16 protein-coding genes are annotated in these 19,444 nt (G+C 35.7%); 12 read left to right on the top strand and 4 right to left on the bottom strand.

Features of this window, described 5'->3' with window-relative positions; translation table 11 throughout:
- Both IQ237_RS07290 and IQ237_RS07285 read right to left on the bottom strand, forming a co-directional pair.
- The coding region (locus IQ237_RS07290) for a MerR family DNA-binding transcriptional regulator (protein ID WP_194053734.1) at nt 1-113 on the bottom strand (113 nt) is incomplete at its 3' end.
- 118 nt (nt 114-231) lie between these two features.
- Nucleotides 232-1,176 (bottom strand): response regulator, encoded by a 945-nt coding sequence (locus tag IQ237_RS07285; protein WP_194053729.1) that lies wholly within the window; start codon nt 1,174-1,176, stop codon nt 232-234.
- Between the two features lie 222 nt (nt 1,177-1,398).
- On the opposite strand from IQ237_RS07285, the gene IQ237_RS07280 reads away from it, so the two are divergent.
- The 9 genes from IQ237_RS07280 (at nt 1,399) to IQ237_RS07240 (ending at nt 11,476) form a co-directional block, all read left to right on the top strand.
- A complete protein-coding gene (locus IQ237_RS07280; RefSeq protein ID WP_194053727.1) occupies nt 1,399-2,484 on the top strand; it encodes a RuBisCO accumulation factor 1 in 1,086 nt (361 codons plus the stop codon).
- A gap of 103 nt (nt 2,485-2,587) precedes the next feature.
- Nucleotides 2,588-4,924 carry an ATP-dependent helicase gene (locus tag IQ237_RS07275; protein ID WP_194053725.1) on the top strand — a complete coding sequence of 779 codons (2,337 nt, stop codon included), beginning with the start codon at nt 2,588-2,590 and terminating at the stop codon, nt 4,922-4,924.
- A gap of 165 nt (nt 4,925-5,089) precedes the next feature.
- Nucleotides 5,090-6,061, top strand: a complete 972-nt coding sequence (locus IQ237_RS07270) for a hypothetical protein (protein ID WP_194053723.1) — start codon at nt 5,090-5,092, stop codon at nt 6,059-6,061.
- A gap of 172 nt (nt 6,062-6,233) precedes the next feature.
- Nucleotides 6,234-6,431 carry a 50S ribosomal protein L35 gene (gene rpmI, locus IQ237_RS07265; RefSeq protein WP_096567982.1) on the top strand — a complete coding sequence of 66 codons (198 nt, stop codon included), beginning with the start codon at nt 6,234-6,236 and terminating at the stop codon, nt 6,429-6,431.
- Nucleotides 6,432-6,452: 21 nt separating this feature from the next.
- Entirely contained in the window at nt 6,453-6,809 is a 357-nt protein-coding gene (gene rplT, locus IQ237_RS07260; protein ID WP_194053721.1) for a 50S ribosomal protein L20, read from the top strand.
- A gap of 162 nt (nt 6,810-6,971) precedes the next feature.
- Complete coding sequence (locus tag IQ237_RS07255; RefSeq protein WP_194053719.1) at nt 6,972-7,757, top strand: transporter substrate-binding domain-containing protein; 786 nt, start codon at nt 6,972-6,974, stop codon at nt 7,755-7,757.
- 125 nt (nt 7,758-7,882) lie between these two features.
- Nucleotides 7,883-8,407 carry a tetratricopeptide repeat protein gene (locus IQ237_RS07250; protein ID WP_194053717.1) on the top strand — a complete coding sequence of 175 codons (525 nt, stop codon included), beginning with the start codon at nt 7,883-7,885 and terminating at the stop codon, nt 8,405-8,407.
- A gap of 170 nt (nt 8,408-8,577) precedes the next feature.
- Nucleotides 8,578-10,611, top strand: a complete 2,034-nt coding sequence (locus IQ237_RS07245; RefSeq protein ID WP_194053715.1) for a primary-amine oxidase — start codon at nt 8,578-8,580, stop codon at nt 10,609-10,611.
- 286 nt (nt 10,612-10,897) lie between these two features.
- Nucleotides 10,898-11,476 carry a peptidylprolyl isomerase gene (locus tag IQ237_RS07240; RefSeq protein WP_194053714.1) on the top strand — a complete coding sequence of 193 codons (579 nt, stop codon included), beginning with the start codon at nt 10,898-10,900 and terminating at the stop codon, nt 11,474-11,476.
- A gap of 83 nt (nt 11,477-11,559) precedes the next feature.
- Here IQ237_RS07240 and IQ237_RS07235 read toward each other — a convergent pair whose 3' ends face one another.
- Nucleotides 11,560-12,222 carry a Uma2 family endonuclease gene (locus tag IQ237_RS07235; protein ID WP_194053713.1) on the bottom strand — a complete coding sequence of 221 codons (663 nt, stop codon included), beginning with the start codon at nt 12,220-12,222 and terminating at the stop codon, nt 11,560-11,562.
- A 321-nt stretch (nt 12,223-12,543) separates the two neighbouring features.
- Between IQ237_RS07235 and bchB the strand changes: the two genes are divergently transcribed.
- Nucleotides 12,544-14,070: a ferredoxin:protochlorophyllide reductase (ATP-dependent) subunit B gene (gene bchB, locus IQ237_RS07230; RefSeq protein ID WP_194053712.1), complete on the top strand. Its 1,527-nt coding sequence runs from the start codon at nt 12,544-12,546 to the stop codon at nt 14,068-14,070.
- A 304-nt stretch (nt 14,071-14,374) separates the two neighbouring features.
- On the opposite strand, the gene IQ237_RS07225 is transcribed toward bchB, so the two are convergent.
- The gene (locus IQ237_RS07225) at nt 14,375-15,412 is read right to left on the bottom strand and encodes an agmatinase family protein (protein WP_194053711.1); all 1,038 of its coding nucleotides are present in this window, start codon (nt 15,410-15,412) and stop codon (nt 14,375-14,377) included.
- Between the two features lie 1,711 nt (nt 15,413-17,123).
- Here IQ237_RS07225 and IQ237_RS07220 point away from each other — a divergent pair.
- Entirely contained in the window at nt 17,124-18,035 is a 912-nt protein-coding gene (locus tag IQ237_RS07220; protein WP_194053710.1) for a hypothetical protein, read from the top strand.
- Between the two features lie 230 nt (nt 18,036-18,265).
- The gene (locus IQ237_RS07215; RefSeq protein WP_194053709.1) at nt 18,266-19,339 is read left to right on the top strand and encodes an aromatic ring-hydroxylating dioxygenase subunit alpha; all 1,074 of its coding nucleotides are present in this window, start codon (nt 18,266-18,268) and stop codon (nt 19,337-19,339) included.
- Nucleotides 19,340-19,444 lie beyond the last annotated feature (105 nt).

Here is a 19,444-nt window from a genome sequence, read left to right as displayed (position 1 = left end):
AAACGATGCCCCGACAATGTTCTTTTGGCTGGAAGTCTTCCTTCAACATCCCATCTTTGCAAGGTCTTGACTGAAACTCCGATTTTTTTAGCAAATTCATGAGGTTTAAACATAAAGTCACTCATAGTCTTGTCTATGAGTGTACAGGTTTGTCTAGTAAATTGTCAACTTAGGACAAGCTCTTGCCTTTTGTCTTCTTACTGTCACCTGTCACCTGTCACCTGTCACCTGTCACCTGCTATGACTACTAGAAAGAGCGATCGCCACTAATTGCACTGACAGATGAATTAATTTGAGTTCATCTGCTCTTAAATTACAAGGTTGTTGCCACTGTAGGGATAATACTCCTAACATTTGCTGACGATAAATTATAGGGATAATTAAATGTGCTTGGACACCAGCAGCTTGGTAGTGAGCAAGACTACTGAGATTAGGATCTTTGGGGATATTTAAACAAGATTGAATTTGACCAGTGGCGATCGCAGCTTCTAAGAGTGGATCTTGAGAAAGCCAATTTTCCAACACACCAGTTTTACTGTAAACCCCCTGGGTTGCCATCAGAGTATTTTCTTCTGTCAGTTGTACAATACAACCATCAGCAGTAAAACTTTCACTAAACGCTTGAGCAATGGGAGCTAGAGTTTCCTCTAAACTAGAAGCAGCTTGGGTTACTTCCACTAGCACAGTCAACAACTGCATTTGTGTATTAGCGCGACGTAGTTCTTCTGTTCGCTGTTTCAGTAAATCATAAGTTGCTGCTGCTCTTTGGACTACTTCCTTGAGTTCTCCAGATTCCCAAGGTTTGGTGATATATTTGAAAACTTGACCCGCATTAATTGCTTCTGCTAAGTCTTCTATATCAGTAAACCCAGTGAGGATAATTCTCACGGTATCGGGAAATTGTGGTAAAGTCCGGCTCAGAAATTCAGTTCCTTTCATTTCTGGCATTCGTTGATCAGAGATGATGACGGCTACTTCACCCTCTTCTTCTAATAATTGCAGAGCATTGACACCACTGTCAGCTTTGAGGACATTAAAATCACGACGAAAGGTACGATAAAGTAGATCCAGATTATCTGGTTCATCATCCACTACCAGGATTTTGAGTTTTTTTGCACGTTCACGACTACTGAATTGAGAGCGCACTTGCTCAATTTCGAGATTTGTGTTATCCATAAATTTCTTTATATGTTCTTCACAATTTTGTGATATTCCATACACAGCAGAGTTGAAAATCCTGATTTTTAGCAATTCAACATCAACCAAGCTGTGAAACGAACAACCTCAATTTAAAATCCAAAATCCATAATCTAAAATTCGCAAATTTAAGGGATAATTAAGAGCTTAATTACTAATCACCATCTTAAATTGAAGTTTGCACTTTTGATACTTAGGATTATGAGTGAATTACCATCGAACACACAAGATACCGGGAATGCTGCTAATGATACAGCACAAGAATTATTAGTCAAACTGAGACAAAAACAAGGTAACTGGGTGGAATGGGGAGTAGCGATCGCCTATCTCCAAAAAAACGGTTACAATCCCCAAGAAATCTTTGAAGCCACTGGTTTTGAGCCAATCCAACAAAATCAGGTGATTGTTGGCGCTCAAGTTTACAGTTCTTTAGAAAAGTTTGGTGCATCGGAAGCAACACGGGCATACTACGGTACAAGAGCTAGTGATATTCTTTATGAACTGCGTTTACTGACTCAAGAGGACAGAGCAGCAGCGGCTGATTTGATTTTTTTACATAAACTGGATGTAGACGAAGCGCGGGAAGTTGCTAAAGCAATTAAAGATTTTTCTCGTTTTTCTACCCCACCACAAGGTTTTACCAACGATCCAGGGGATGCAGTAGCTTATCAAGCTTGGAAATTAGCCAGACAGAACTCGGATTTACAAGAGCGATCGCGCTTAATTGCTAAGGGTTTGCGTTTTGTTCACTCTCCCACAGCTAGGAAACAAATCGAACAATTATTAACTGATTTTACCGTAGTTCCCCAACGTCCCGCCCCCATTCTACCCTTTTTTCGGCTGGAGTCAGATGAAGAACTACCCCGCCTTGTACCCGTAGTTGGTGAATTACCATTAACACCTCAAACTGTAAAAGCTGTACCCATAATTACAGAAATTGAACCATTTAAAATTGTCAAATTCGCTGGAGAACAAGCTTGGGTAGCTTTACCAGGTTGGCAAGTGTTACGATCTGCGGAAGATCCAGTAGTAATTATTGCTAGTAGCGATATTTTCCCCAACCCAAATCAAACGAAAATAGAACCTGTTTTAGTTGTGATAGATCGCAATCAAAGAGATTGGGATGCTTCTAGTTACTTTGCCTTTGATAATTCTGGAGAAGTTGATTTTCAATGGTTTGAAACTGCACCAGAAAATACCTTGTTAGGTAAAGTTATTATCATTTTACGTCCTAAGAAAGTTCTCGATGAAGAATTTACCAAAGATGCTTGGCAAATTGATGAATAGGTGATTGGTGATTGGTGATTGGTGATTGGGGACTGGGTAATCAATTTTATGATTCCCAATCAACTATTACCAATTATGAATTATGAATTATGAATTATGAATTATGAATTATGAATTAGCTGTCAGCAAATTAAGAGAAAATATTAACAAAATTCGTGAAAGTTTGCGACCTGGACAAACACAAATGGCAGACTGGGAAACAGGACCATTGGCTGTATCTGCTGTTCCGGGTGCTGGTAAATCTACGGGTATGGCTGCTGCTGCTGCAATTGCTATAGCTCGTCAATATGAGGATTCTGTCAATACTGGTAAAAATTATCGCCGTCAGTTGGTAGTTGTTACTTTTACCCGTTCTGCTGCTGCGAACCTAAAATTAAAAATCCGCGACAAGTTAAAAGAATTATCCTTACCGCAAACAGGTTTTGTTGTTTATACCTTACACGGTTTAGCCTTAAATATTGCCAGTCGTCATCCTGATTTATCAGGGTTACATTTAGATGAAGTCAAATTAATTACTCCTAATCAAAGTCATCGCTTCATTAGAATAGCAGTAGAACAATGGATAAATGACCATCCTGCACTATATCGCCGCTTGTTAGAAGGTCAGCAATTTGACGGAGAAGAAACAGAAAAATTGCGTCGTCAGTCAGTGCTGAGAACGGAAGTATTACCAGATTTGGCTTATACCGTGATTCATGAAGCTAAAAGTTCGGGAATATTACCGGAAAAACTTTATTTATGGAGTGAAAAAAGTCAAGATCCCTATCAAATTTTACGCATTGCGGCGGGATTGTATGAACAATATCAAAAAATCATGAAATTACAGGATTTCATTGACTATGATGATATGATTTTAGGAGCATTACAGGTATTACAAAATAATAGCGCCTTACAGGTTGAAAAAAATAAAATTTTCGCAGTTTTTGAAGATGAAGCCCAGGATTCTAGTCAACTACAAACGCAACTTTTAGAAATATTGGCAAGTGAGAAAAATGAAAATGGAGATGAAAATAATGTAAATAAATCGAAATTGAATTTAGTTAGAGTTGGTGATCCTAACCAAGCGATTAACTCAACTTTCACCCCTGCTGATCCGATTTATTTTCGTGAATTTTGTGAAAATTGTCATGTAAATCAAAGATTAGCAACAATGAATCAAGCAGGGCGTAGTAGTAGAATTATTATTGATGCTGCTAACTTTGCTTTGGAATGGGTAAATAGTCATTGGTTAGCAACAAATAAAAACAGACAAACACCATTTTTATCTCAAAAAATTGAAGCTGTTAGTGTTGATGATCCTCAACCAGATGCTAATCCCGTCCCCGTGGGAAAAGGTTTAGAATTATATAGTCCTCGTGATATTCATCATACAGTTGAGTTAATTTCTCAAAGAGTTGTAGAGTTATTTAAAGAAAATTCCCAAGCCAGTGCTGCTGTATTAGTAAGAGAAAATCGCCAAGGTAGATGGTTAGCAGAAGCCTTAGAACCGATATTTAAAGAACATAAAATTAAACTTCATGATGTGGGAGAACAAGAAAGACGTTCTCATGTACCTCAAGAGATTTTATCATTATTACAATTTTGCGATCGCCCCCATTCTCCTGATTATTTAAAAGCTACCTTAGAGGTTTTAGTACAACGTCAATTAATTCCCACCCAAGATATTAACACCCTTGCTATTTTACCAGAAGAATTTTTATATCCTGGACCATTAGCAACTCCCCAAACAGAAACAGTACAAAAAGCTGCTCATTTATGTCGAAGTTTGCTTCGCGCTCGTTTAGAATTACCGCTATATCAAATCATTTCTTTTTTAGCTTTAACATTAAAATATGATCAAGCAGAATTAGCCACAGCAGACAAACTTGCAGAAAGAGTCAACCTGCAAATGTTCGGTAATAATTCAATGGTTACAATGCTTTCTGCTTTAAGTGAAATTGTCAATTCTGAAAGGTTTGAAGCAGTAGATACAGACAATTTAGAAGAACAATATACCAAAAAAGGACAACTAACAATTATCACCATGCACAAAGCCAAAGGACTAGACTGGGATTATGTATTTTTGCCTTTTTTACATGAAAATTTAATTCCTGGAAGTTTTTGGGTTCCTCCCCAAAGTCAATTTTTAGGTGATTTTACATTATCAGAAGTAGCACGCGCCCAAATTCGTGCAGCACTCCATCAAAAAGGAGAAAATATACCCAATATTAGCCAAGCTTGGGAAGATGCAAAATATCTGAAAATGGCTGAAGAATATCGTTTACTTTATGTTGCTATGACTAGGGCTAAAAAGTTATTATGGATGTCTGCGGCTCAACAAGCACCCTTTACATGGAGTAAACCGAATAATTTACAAGCTTCTTCTCCTTGTCCGGTATTTGCTGCTTTAAAACGTCAGTTTTCCGAAAATGTGATGAATTTAGCTGTAGTTTCCAAGTGATACAGCATTTGCACAAAACAGAACGAAAGTAGGGGTAATTCATGAATTACCCCTACCCAAGAATCAGGTTTTTATTCAAATCTTGCGTCAGTTCATAGGGAACAAATTACGGGCAAAAACAGTATATAAGTTTATCTATGTTGTACAGATTAGGCGGAAAAAATTATGTTATCACAGATGAAAAATAACGGTAACTTATCGAAATCAATTGTTTGTACTTTGGCTTTAACAGGTTTGCTGATTGGTGGAATCCATATCAGTAATAATAATACAGTATTGGCTATTCCCAGAACCCAACAAACACAAATAGCCCAAAATACTTTACCTAGAAATATTTCTGAGGCGGTGTTAAGAGATGCTTCTGTGCGGTCTAGAGTACAAGTATCGGATTTAAAAATTTCTCAGGTGACTCAGACCACTTTTAGTAATCGCTGTATTTTTGAGTTTAAAAAGGGTTGCACTAAAGAATATAAACCAATTCAGGGCTGGGTTGTAGTTGTGAAGGTAAAAGAGCAATCTTGGACTTATCATGTTAGTCAAGCTTCGCAAATTGTGATTGAGCCAAATATTAATTTTTTTAATGCTTCTCAATTGCCAAGAAATATTGCTAGTAAGGTTTTAAATGATGTTGCTAATCGTTCTGGTGTAAAAAGAAATGCTCTGAGAATTTCTAGTTCCACATCTAAAATATTTAGTAATTCCTGTGTGTTCAATTTTGGTGAAGTTTGTGCTGAAATTTATCAACCTGTAGAAGGTTGGGTTGTAGTGGTGAAGGTAAAAGAGCAATCTTGGATTTATCATGTAAATAAGTCTGGTTCGCAAGTTGTAATTGATCCGAAAATTAAAGCTAATGAGGGTTATAAATTACCAGAAAAAATTGCCGAGAAAGTTTTGAATGATGCTTATCAACGTTCTCGTTTACAAACTACAGGTATCACAATTACCCGTACTGTGCAAAAAACTTTTAGTAATTCCTGTGTGTTTAATTTTGGTGAAATCTGTACTCAGCAATATGATCCTATTGAGGGTTGGGAAGTGGTTCTCAAAGTGAACAATCAATTTTGGACTTATCATGTAGATCGTACAGGTTCACGCATTGTTTTAGATCCCAAGGTGGCAGCTACTTTAAGAAGATGAGGTGATTGGTAATTGGTGATTGGTGATTGGTGATTGGGAAAATACAAATAATTTCCTACTAATCCCCTGCTCCCTGCTCCCCATCTCCCTAAACCCAAATTCCTGGAAAATGTTGGTTAATCTGATTCCTCTTAGTATATAATGAGGGATTGTGTCGATTCAAAGCCATCCCATGCCTAAACTCAAGACTCGCAAGGCAGCAGCGAAAAGATTCCGCGCCACTGGCAGCGGTAAAATCGTGCGTCGTAAACCTTTCAAAAATCACTTGTTAGAGCATAAGTCCTCTAGCAAAAAGAACAATTTGTCTAAAATGGCAGTTGTCCATGAACGCGACGAAGAAAACGTGCGTTTAATGCTTCCATATTTGTAAATCCTTCAGGTACTGTAAAAAATGACTCGTGTAAAACGCGGTAATGTAGCTCGTAAACGCCGCAATAAAATTCTCAAATTAGCTAAGGGTTTTCGTGGTTCTCACTCTACTCTGTTTAGAACCGCTAACCAACAGGTGATGAAGGCGCTTCGCAGTGCATACCGCGATCGCAAAAAGAAAAAGCGCGATTTTCGTCGTCTGTGGATCACCCGTATTAATGCGGCTTCTAGACAACATGGTTTGAGCTATAGCCAATTAATTGGCAATCTGAAAAAAGCTAATGTTGATCTAAACCGTAAAATGTTGGCACAGTTGGCAGTTCTTGATCCTGCAAGCTTCGCTAAAGTGGCTGAACTGGCAAACTCTGTCAAAGCATAAAGGTGGCAACGGATGAATAACGGATGTAACAGATAGCTCCTTCGGAAAATTAAAAATTAAAAATTAAAAATTAAAAATTCAAATTTTGAATTTGACAGTTTGAATTTTTAATGGGAGCGTATCGCTTAGACGCAGCGTCTCGTAGGAAAACGAAGGTTAATTATGAATCAGTTACATCTGGTATTATCCGCTACCTTGATTATCGTTTGTTGCCTGTTCTATGGGGAGATAGATTTGGTTGCTTCTGCGGCGACTATGGCAGAAATTCAGCAACGGGGCTATTTAACTGTGGCGGTTAAGGATAACATCCGTCCTTTGGGATTTAGGGACGAAAATGGCAATTTACAAGGGTTAGAAATTGATTTAGCCAAGCGTTTGGCTAATGATTTGTTAGGTAAACCGGATGCGGTGAAATTGCAACCTGTAGCTAATAGCGATCGCTTACCTGCTGTTTTTAATCATCAAGTGGATATGGCGATCGCCAGAGTTACCGCCACTGAATCACGCTCCCGCATAGTCAGCTTCAGTGTTCCTTACTATTATGATGGGGCAGCAATAGTTACAAAAAATACCGCTATCAAGAAACTGCAAGACTTAGGAAAACGTAAAATTGGTGTTCTCAATCACTCCAGCACTATCTCATACATAAAATACTTTATACCTAATGCTGAATTAGTCGGTGTTAATTCCTACGCTCAGGGAAGAGAGCAGATAGAAAGCGGTAAAGTGGATGCTTTTGGGGCTGATGTCAGCGTTTTAAGCGGTTGGGTGCAAGAATATCCCCAATATCAAATATTGCCAACCAAACTATCAACAGAACCATTATCTGTAGTCATGCCCAAAGGATTGCAGTATGATCAATTAAGGCGAAGAGTAAATGAAGCGATCGCTCGTTACACAACCACAGGTTGGCTCAAACAACGCACAAACTATTGGGGACTAGAATAATTGATAATTGATAATTGATAATTGAGAAATTTTTATTGTTAATTCTTAATTTATTTATTTTCCCACTTTACCATAAAATTGATCATAGATACAAGAATCACATTTAATATTTGTATTTGTAGCCAATGGATAAAAATTTAGCAATAGTTTATCTTTCAGTCTTCGTCGGGTTGCTCCTATTTGCGGGTGTGACTGTTTTTCGTCAGATTTTCAAAACTCGCAAACTAGAAAGTTCACTTTCCCGGTTAAAAAGCAAGTTGACAAAAGAAAAAGGTACTGCTCAAGAATATTACGAATTAGCCAGTATTTATTCTGAAAAAAAAGTTTTTACCCAGGCTATACCCCTATTTCAAAAAGCTATCAAAGCAGCCGAAGAAGAGGGAGAAGAAGATATAGCCCCAGTTTACAATGGTTTGGGATATGTTTATTTTTCCCAAGAACAATATGACTTAGCAATTCGGCAGTATAAAGAAGCTCTGAAATTGAAACCTGATTATGTAACAGCCTTAAATAATCTTGGACACGCTTACGAAAAGAAAAAATTAATGGCTCCAGCATTGGAAATGTATGAAACCGCACTAAAAATTGCACCCAATAACGCCATAGCTAAACGTCGTGCTGAATCTTTGCGGAGATTAGTTTCTGCATAATGTATGGCAGGTGACAGGTGACTGGTAATAGATTTCTGTAGGGGTTGAGCAATGCTAAACCCTTACTATTTATTATTTTTTTATTGCTTTTTAATATTAATTACACTGTTTTTCAGTAAGAGTTTTGAAATCAATAGATATTCACTAACTCTACTTATTTATCAAACAGTATGTTTTTCAATCTCCATCATTTTCGGCTATTTACAGAAACCAATTATACCTACTACCAAAGGATTTTAAAATTGGCGATCGCCCTCAGCATCTTAATTTTGACAAATTTGTTATTTTCTCATATTACATTTGCTCAAGAATTAAATCAAAAATCATTTATTAACCATCCTCTCAACCCATTAACAGAAACAGAAATTACCACCGCAGTAGAAGTATTAAAACGGGAAAAACGATTAAGCGAAACAGCATTTTTTCCCATGATTACATTACAAGAACCAGATAAAAACCAAGTTTTTAATTTTCAAACTGGGCAAAAATTTCCTCGCCATGTTTTTTTGCAAGTTTATGAACGGGAACACAATAAAACTTTTACAGCAACAGTGGATTTAACAACCAAAACCTTAACTAACTGGCAAGAAATACCTCATGTTCAACCTGCTATTTTACCAGCAGATTATGAAATAGCCAGAGAAATTGTTAAATCTGATCCACTCTGGCAACAAGCAATGAGAAAACGGGGAATTAAAGATTTTAATCAAGTACAAATAAGTTGTTGGGGAGCAGGAATACTAAGTCAAGAAGAAGCAAAAAATGGTAATCGAATTTGTCGTGCCTTATCCTATTATCAAGGTAAACATTGGAATTATTATTCTCGTCCCATCGAAGGAGTTTTAGTCACTGTTGATTTAAATAAAGAAGAAGTTGCTAGTTTTGTTGATCATGGTGTAGTTCCTATTTCCCAAGAAAATTGGGACTATGATATTAAAACTTTCAATAAATTAACACCACCACCTAAACCTTTAAAAATCATTCAACCAGAAGGTACAACCTTCAAAATTCAAGGTAATGAAATTACTTGGCAAGGTTGGCAATTTCGTTATTTAATGCACCCCCGTGAAGGCTTGGTTTTATATCTTGTTAAATATAACGATGGCGAAAAAATCAGACCTGTTTTATATCGTGGAAGTCTTTCAGAAATGGCAGTTCCTTATGGTGATCCTAATCCAAATTGGTCATTTCGTAACGCCTTTGATGTGGGAGAATACAATATTGGTTTATTAGCAAATCAACTAAAATTAGGTCAAGAAATTCCTGAAAATGGAGTTTTATTAAATGCCACCTTTGCTAATGGTGAAGGTGAACCTTATACTATGCCTGGAGTCATAGGAATTTATGAGAGAGATAACGGCGTACTTTGGAAACATTTTGATTTTAACACTCAAAAAAATTATTTTCGTCGTAATCGTGAATTAGTGATGAAAATGATTACAACAGTTGACAACTATGATTATACTTTAAATTGGATATTTCATCAAGATGGAACTTTAGAAATAGAAAATGAATTATCGGGAATTGTGTTAGATCAAGGCACATCTGACGAAAAACAATCTAGCAATTCTTTGGGAAGATTATTAGCTAAAAATATCTTTGGTGTCAATCATCAGCACTTTTTTAATTATCGCTTAGATTTAGATGTTGATGGACAAAATAATAATGTTATGGAAATGAACGTTAATAATTTACCCATCAGTGAAAAAAATCCTGTAGGAAATGCCATCACAGTTGAAGATACATTATTGAAAACGGAAAAAGAAGCAGTCCGTGATGCAGATATTAAACACAGTCGAGAATGGATGATTACCAGTGCAGATAAAAAGAATCATTTAGGGGTTGCACCTGCATATATTTTAACGCCAGGAGCGAATACAATTTTGTATGCGGTAGAAGGTGCAAAGATAAGAGAAAAAGCTGGTTTTGCAACTCATCATTTTTGGGTGACAAAATATAAATCCGGTGAAATGTATGCAGGTGGTGATTATCCAAATCAAACATCACTCGGAAAAGGTTTACCGCAATATATTGCTGATAATGAATCTTTAGAAAATGAAGATATTGTTGTGTGGTACACAATGGGTATGACTCATGTTCCCCGTCCAGAAGATTGGCCTGTAATGCCACGACATCAAGTAAGTTTTAAACTGATGCCAAGGGGATTTTTTCAGAGAAATCCAGCGATTAATTTAGGTGAATAAATCATTTCCTCTCGATCTATTTTCTCGTTTTTCTCGTTACCTGTCTCTGACAGGTAATGAAATATATGAGGTTCTGCCTCAATAGACATTTGATGAAAATGAATGTAGGGACAATTCATGAATTGTCCCTAAAAGGGTTTCAGGCTACACATATTTAAATTCGGTCGATGTCTAATAGACAAATCGCTAGAGAAATTTTTTGATCTGTAAACTTGCAATGTGAGTGTTAATTAGCCTAGTATATATAAAACACGCGCAGTTTTGAAAATAGGTTATCTAATAACTGATGAACTTTCCAGAGATTAATATTCCCGGTGATGGACAACTTCACGCCCGCTTAACCACTTCCTTGGGTGAAATTGTGGTTAAATTGGAAGAAGATAAAACCCCCAATACTGTTAAAAATTTTGTCGGTTTAGCTACCGGAAACATTGACTGGAAAGATCCTAAAACCGGTGCATCTATGCTTGGTACTCCCGCTTATGATGGCGTTCGCTTTCACCGTGTCATCCCCGGTTTTATGATTCAATGCGGTGATCCTTTAAGTCGTTATCCTGATATGTCTCATCGTTGGGGTACTGGTGGACCCGGATATAGATTTGAGGATGAGTTTCATCCTGAATTGAAGCATGATGAACCAGGTATTTTGTCAATGGCTAATGCAGGACCTGGAACTAATGGTTCTCAATGGTTTATTACAGAAGGTCCAACGCCTCATCTTGACAAAAGACACAGTGTTTTTGGTCACGTAGTCACTGGTATGGATGTAGTGAATAAAATTGCTGATGTACGTACAACACGCGATCGCCCTAATCAAGATGTCGTGTTAGAAAAAGTGGAAATTTTCCGCAAGTCAAGTAATTAAGTAATTTTTTCAGATCCTTGACTTCTTCAAAAAGTTGAGGATCTAACAAATTAGACCTTTGAATCTTGGGAAAGTTGCGAAATTTATTTGTGTTCTCTAGACTGTAAACCAGCTTGTAAAACCTGCAAAACATCAGACATCTTACCTGTTAATAATTCATTTACTGCTAACCATAAACCTGGAAATACACGACTTTTTAAAATACCATTTTCATCAGCAACTAATTCTAAATATTCACCTTTTTCTAAATAAAACCAAGTTAATTTTTGTTCTAAAACTTGCCAAACAATATACTCTTTCACACCATTACGACGATACGCTTGTTTTTTACCATGTAAATCAATAGCTGCACTACTAGCAGCAATTTCTACTACTAATTCTGGCGCACCTTCAATATAATCATCTTCACTAATTTTAGTTTGTCCACCTGCTTCTGGTGTAATAATCAAAACTGCATCCGGTTGAGGTTCGTTATCGAAGTCTAAACGTACTGTAGGTTCAACTGCTAACTCTACACCAGGAGTTAAAACTTCATAATTGCCAAGCCATGTTAAGATGCGAGCATGAGGTTGACCATGACTTCGGAAACGTAAAGCAGCAGGCATAATATAAACAATTCCTTCGATTAGTTCAGCTTTTTTAACATTAGTTGTACTATCATAACGACGCTCAAATTCATAACGATTAAGTTTATCACCGTTAGTTAAAGGAAAAATAAGAGTAGAAGGAAAGGGTAGTTTAACCATTATTTTTTACTGGATAATTACACCATGAATACATGATAACAAAAAAACACTTTACATATCTCTAAAAACTGATAAAAATATTTATCAAAATATTTATCAAAATATTAAGATTTATTTACTTAAACTATGGAAATATTTTAGCCCTTAACCCCCAAAATCCTATCTATGACTACCTTTGAGTAATGCTAAGATTTGCTAACACCGAGAAGCTAACTTCACTTACTTAAAAAACCTTATTTGTTGATAGTCAAAACTTTTGCGACAATCCAATTTAATAGGCGAAAACTCATAGTTATTAAAACTATCACAGGAGAAGACCGAATGAAATTAGCTTACTGGATGTATGCTGGACCTGCTCACATTGGTACTTTACGGGTTGCTAGTTCCTTTAAAAATGTTCACGCTATTATGCACGCTCCTTTAGGAGATGACTATTTTAACGTCATGCGTTCGATGTTATCCAGAGAACGTGATTTTACACCAGTTACAGCGAGTATTGTAGATCGTCATGTTTTAGCGCGTGGTTCTCAAGAAAAGGTAGTAGAAAATATCACCCGCAAGGATGCAGAAGAACACCCAGATTTAATTGTTTTAACTCCTACTTGTACATCAAGTATTTTACAAGAAGATTTACAAAACTTTGTAGATCGGGCGCAAATGGATGCAAAAGGTGATGTGTTGTTAGCAGATGTTAATCATTATCGTGTGAATGAACTGCAAGCAGCAGACAGAACTTTACATCAAATTGTCAAATATTACATAGAAAAAGCGCGGAAAAAAGACGAATTACCAACTTCAAAAACTGAAAATCCTTCAGTAAATATAATTGGTATTTCTACTTTGGGTTTTCATAATAATCATGATTGCACGGAACTGAAAAAATTAATGGCAGATTTAGGAATTGAAGTTAATGCTGTCATTCCTGAAGGTGCTTCAGTTCATGAATTGAAAAATTTACCAAAAGCGTGGTTTAATTTAGTTCCTTATCGGGAATTGGGGTTATTAACTGCTAATTATTTACAAGAACAATTCGGTACACCTTTTGTAGATATTACCCCGATGGGAGTGGTGGAAACTGCTAGATGTATCCGCAAAATTCAACAAGTAATTAATCAACAAGGTGCGAATGTTGATTATGAGGAATTTATCAACGAACAAACTTTATATGTTTCTCAAGCTGCTTGGTTTTCTCGTTCTATTGACTGTCAAAATTTAACAGGTAAAAAAGCGGTGGTTTTTGGTGATAGTACCCATGCTGCGGCTATTACTAAAATTTTATCAAGAGAAATGGGAATTAAGGTAGTTTGGGCGGGTACTTATTGTAAATATGATGCTGACTGGTTTAGAGAACAGGTGAGCGAATATTGCGATGAGGTTTTAATTACAGAAGATCATGGAGAAATTGGTGATGCGATCGCCCGTGTTGAACCAGCAGCAATTTTTGGTACACAAATGGAACGTCATGTAGGTAAACGTTTAGATATTCCCTGCGGAGTCATTGCAGCACCTATTCATGTGCAAAATTTCCCCATTGGTTATAAACCATTTATGGGTTATGAAGGTACAAATCAAATCACCGATTTAATCTACAATTCCTTCACTTTGGGAATGGAAGATCACCTGTTAGAAATCTTTGGTGGACACGATACAAAAGAGGTAATTACTAAAGGAATTTCTGCGGAATCTGATTTGCATTGGACAAAAGATGGTTTAGCAGAATTGAATAAAATTCCTGGTTTTGTGCGGGGGAAAGTGAAGCGAAATACAGAAAAGTTTGCCCGTGAACGCGGGGTTAAAGATATTTCGGCTGAAGTTTTATATGCAGCTAAGGAGGCTGTAGGAGCTTAGGTTTTGGGGATGAATTAATAATATTAAGGGGTAAGGATTTATTGATGATCTTTACCTCTTAATTTTGTGGTTAAAAATAATTGATAAATACTGATAATTGAAAGACGACAGGGTAACAATATACATCTTTACACCGTCAGTATTAGTTGTAAATTTTTATTTCTATAGCTCTAACATCACATCATCATATCTGATGATATAGTCAGGGTAAGCTCATCTAATTTGGTATAATATGAACAGTGTCTTCATAGTCTTAGTTAATATGCTTTGTTTTATTCTATAACACCCCCCTCTTTACTGGTTTTTATTTCTGCGACAAATCCAATAAATTCGCCAACTTATAAACTATCCGCGCACCTACATTTCCATCCCATTCTGCATCACCAACTTCATTCACATCAAACCCAATAATTTTTCTCCCACTCTTCACAACTTCCCTAAATAAACAATAAACTTGCTCTAATTCTAACCCCCCAGGAACAGGTGTTCCTGTATTTGGACAGAGTTTAGGATCTAACCCATCAACATCAAAACTAATATACACATTCTCAGGTAAGTTCCCTACTATTTCCTGACATAAATCAATCCAAGTTTTACCCGCATATTGTTGTTGTTTTATCGCTGAATCATAATAAGCAACAACCCGATTATTTGAACCGTTAATTATTTCCACTTCGTCAATACAAATATCCCGTAAACCCACCTGCACTAACTTAGAAATTTGCGGAATTTTCAACGCATTAAACATAATTGACGCATGGGAAAATTCAAACCCTTCATAAGCGTCTCTTAAATCTGCGTGTGCATCAATATGTAAAATTCCAAAATCAGGATATTGATTTGCTAAAGCTTGGAAATAACCCAAAGGTGAACTGTGATCACCACCAATAACAGCCACTTTTTTACCTAAATTTATTGCTTGCTGACATTTGTTAAACAACCATTGATTTATGTCTGCACCCGCTTGATTAATTTCTGTGAGTATAGGTTTTAAATCTGGTGCTTCTGTTAATGCTTTACCCTGAGCTTGTCTGGCAATTATTTTAGCAGCTTGTTGACGATAATAGTTATTTTTATCTAGAATATCTTGAGAAATTTCAACTAAATAAATTCCTTGTTTCCAACCATCAGGATGATCAAAATCAAACAAATCTATTTGATAGGAAGCATCTAAAATTCGCTGTGGTGCATTCGCTGTTCCCGCACCATAAGAAACCGTGACTTCCCAAGGAACGGCAAAAATAATTAAATTAGCAGTGTTATAATCATAAGGTAAACCTAAGAAATTACCATTAATTTCTGCTATGCTACTAGGATTGTAGTCTGGGATGTGATTACTCATAGCTTATTTTCTGGATATATAGCAACAGATAAAACACTGTTAAGAGGACATTGTTATTGTACCAGAATAGACCATGAAAATCACAGAAAAATAAAATTACAACACTTAAAGAAAAAGGTTTGGCTGTGAACCAAACCTCAAAAATTGCTGTGCTTAACAACGTACTAAATTAATTTAGTTCTTGTCTGCTTACAGATCATCTTCCTAGAGGATGTGTCCAAATATTCCAAAAACTGATAGAGCATTACTTGGTTAAAATCTTCAATATGGTTTTATTTAGCAGTATTAAATTCTTTAAGTATCTATCTAAAGAATGAAAAAGGCTTGGACTCAAGCCAAGCCTTTGTATATACCAGGTGTTTACCATATATAGTTAATTTAAACTCTCTTTTATTCTAATTCATCTCTCTATCAGATGAGTACAAAATTGATAAAAACTGCTATTAGATACCAGTCACAACTAAACATCAATCTGCATAAAAAAATACCCTAGAATATTATCCAGGGTAAATACACGTTTTTCAGGCATTAATAGAAAAAATAATACTCTCTATAAATCGCTATTTCTACTACCTAAAGGGTAATTAAAATAGATTTTTATATTGTGTGTGAGTAATAATTTACTTGTGGGAATAGTTGTGGGAAAATCCAAGCGTTGCTATTTATCTACCACAAAAAAGGCTTGGTTTTTCGCCAAGCCCAGATATATACCAAGTGTTTACCATATCTAGTTAATTTAAGCTTACTTAGATTTTATATCATCTACCTAGAGGATGTGTACAAATATGAGTTTACCTGTTACTAGCTGAATTCAATATACCTGTCAAAAAATTATTCTTTCTTCCTAGAGTTGACATTATTCAACCTACAATAATTGAGAATAATCGAAAGTGTCAATGTCAAGAATGATGACTAAAAAAGAAAGGCTTGATCACAGAACAAGCCTTGAGTAGAAGTAGATTATATTTCTATAGATACTTTATGGGGTAAATTAATCAGTCTCTAGGAAAGATGATTTTTGAGAAAATTAATATTCTTTGCTAATTTGTCTCATCATAAAAAAAAAGGTTTAGCTCGGCTAAACCTCCATAGAAAGCAGTTATTCGACACACCAAGATTAATTTAATTCTACTCCTATTTATAGTCATCTTCCTGTAGGATGTGTCCAAATAATTAGATATATGATATGGAATTACAATGTTTATTAAAGTTAATTAATCTACTATCAAAAGATAGATTAAAATCAAAATTTTTAGCTTTTTAAACAATTTCATCACTGATTAATTACTAAAAAAATTGATGTTCACTGAGACTCTCAGCAAAAAGTGTCTTTACTAGGGTTAATTCATGAATTACCCCTACTTTCATTCTGTTTTTCGTAAGTCCCGTTTATTAAAGAAATTGCCAAAAATGTTACACATCAATTAGCATAATAATGGCGTTCACTTCTGACTAATAGTGTATTAATTATAACTTTAGGTTGAGAGAAAATATTTTTCTATTATTTTCTATTTTGTGTGTAAAAATAGTCAATGGTTGATGTTACAGTGAGTAAAGAAGTTAAATTCATGAAGTCAATTAGATTAGCCTAAGTTACTTCAAACAGCCGCAGGTAAATATCAGGTAGTTATCTTTTCTGATATTAAAGGTGAAAAAGTCAAAAGTAGATTTTCATTTAAACCCTAGATTCTCATTCAGGAAATATATCAAGATGCAACGTATTTTAGTAGGATTTGTCGTAGCTACAACATTATTATTATCGTCTGGTTGTTCATCAATAATTAAATCTGGTGAAGCAAAGATTTCTAATAGTGAAACTACTCCTCAAACCAAAAAACAAGAATCAAAACCCGTGAGTGAACATCAAGCACATTCAGAAAAGCAGACAATGGATCACTCACAGCATGAAGAAAAACTCAAAACAGCTATCACAACCGAGGCGAAATTAACAATACCCAAAAATTTAACAACTAACCAACCGATTAACCTAGCTATTGATATTCAGGATGAAACAGGAAAATCAGTCAATAAATTTGATGTTTTCCAAGAAAAACTCATGCACTTAATAGTTGTCAGCAATGACTTAGAACATTTTGATCATTTGCACCCTGAATATAAAGAAAATGGTAGTTTTCAAGTCAGCGTCAATTTTCCCAACCCAGGAGAATACACACTTTTTAGTGATTATAAACCAGCAGGACAAGCAGAGTCTATATCATCCACAAATATCACTATTCCGGGTACAGTTCCCCTTCCCAAAAGTTTAGCTAAATATAAAAAAACTAAAACTATATCCGATACAAAAGTAAACCTGAATATTTCTCAAGAAAAAATCAAAGCAGGTGAAGAAGTAAGTTTAACATTTGATATCAAAGATAAAAATAATCAACCAGTCAAAGAACTGAAACCATACTTAGGAGAAAAAGGACATTTAGTAATTATTAAAAGTTCATCAACTCTTTCAAAATCTGACTATCTTCACGCCCATGCCATGAAAAATACTCCTGATGGACAAGTGAAATTTCATACCAAATTTCCCCAGTCAGGAACTTATAAAATGTGGATGCAATTTGACCGCAATGGTAAAATTAAGACCGCAGACTTTTGGGTAAATGTAGAATAGAAAATAATTTGTAATTTAGGTTGCGTTCAGCGATGGCGCAACAAAACTAAGGTTTGTCAACGTTGGTTTACCCTACCTTAAACTGCTTTGTGTCTAAATTCCATCGCTTTGTAGCACTAACGCGAATCCCAACCTACGAATAGCAATCAACAAAAATAAAGCTGTTTAAAATGACACTTGTTGTCTATGATTATTTTTGTATATTTTCCCTAGTCATATCTTAGCCATACATGATAGATAACAATCACATCTTATTACGTAATCTTTGGTACTACGCATTACCTAGTCATCTTCTCAAACCAGGTAAAATGGTATCCCGGATTTTTTTGGGAGAACCCGTACTGCTGATGAGAAATAAAGAAGGTCAAGTTTTTGCAGTGCGTGATATTTGTCCTCATCGTGCAGTACCTTTAAGTTGTGGTAGATTCAATGGTCAAGAAGTAGAATGTTGTTATCATGGTTGGCGCTTCAACCCTGGGGGAAAATGTGTAGAAATTCCATCATTATTACCAGAACAAAACATAGATTTGAGTCGTTTTGATGTGCAATCATATCCTATTTATGAGACTCAAGGTAACATTTGGATCTACATAGCCGACAGCGAAAAATCTCAATCTCATGCTGATCAAAAAGATGTTCCCATCGTTCCGGGTTTTCCTGAACAACAACCTCATTTAGTAGAAGTAATGCGGTTTCCTTGCTTTGTAGATCATGCGGTGACAGGTTTAATGGACCCTGCACATTCTCCCTATGTACATCGAGTTTGGTGGTGGAGAAGCGGAGAACTACATGAAGAAGTCAAACAATTTGATCCTTCACATTATGGGTTTACAGTCAGACGACATCAATTATCTGATAACTCTGATAACATGGAAAATATGAGCCGATTATATTGGTTAGTTGGTGGAGGAATACCCGAAGTAGAAATTTCTTTTCGTTTACCAGGAGTGAGAATAGAAGAAATTACATTTGGCAAACATCGAGTTTGTAATTTAACCGCAGTTACACCAATTTCTGAAACCGAAACAGAAGTAAATTTTATCCTTTATGGTATACCAAAATGGTTAAGAATATTCACTCCTTTGATTCATATTTTAGCCAGAAAATTTTTAGATCAAGACCGTACAGTAGTAGAAAAACAGCAAATTGGACTCAAATACAATCCTGTATTGCGACTGATTAAAGATTCAGATATGCAAGCACAATGGTATTATCAATTAAAACGAGAATTTGCCCGTGCAACATCTGAAAAACGAGACTTTATCAATCCTGTAAAAAGTGTATTATTGCGATGGCGTGCTTAATATTTTAGTTCTGATTACACATTAAAAGATTACAAATTCCAACATTTTCCATTTTGTGTGGTGGGCATCCTGCCCGCCCTTAAAATCTTAAATATGCTGTATTTA

This window comes from Sphaerospermopsis sp. LEGE 08334, assembly GCF_015207205.1.
In the GTDB taxonomy this organism is placed as follows: domain Bacteria; phylum Cyanobacteriota; class Cyanobacteriia; order Cyanobacteriales; family Nostocaceae; genus Sphaerospermopsis.
This window is presented reverse-complemented; position numbering and strand designations above follow the sequence as displayed.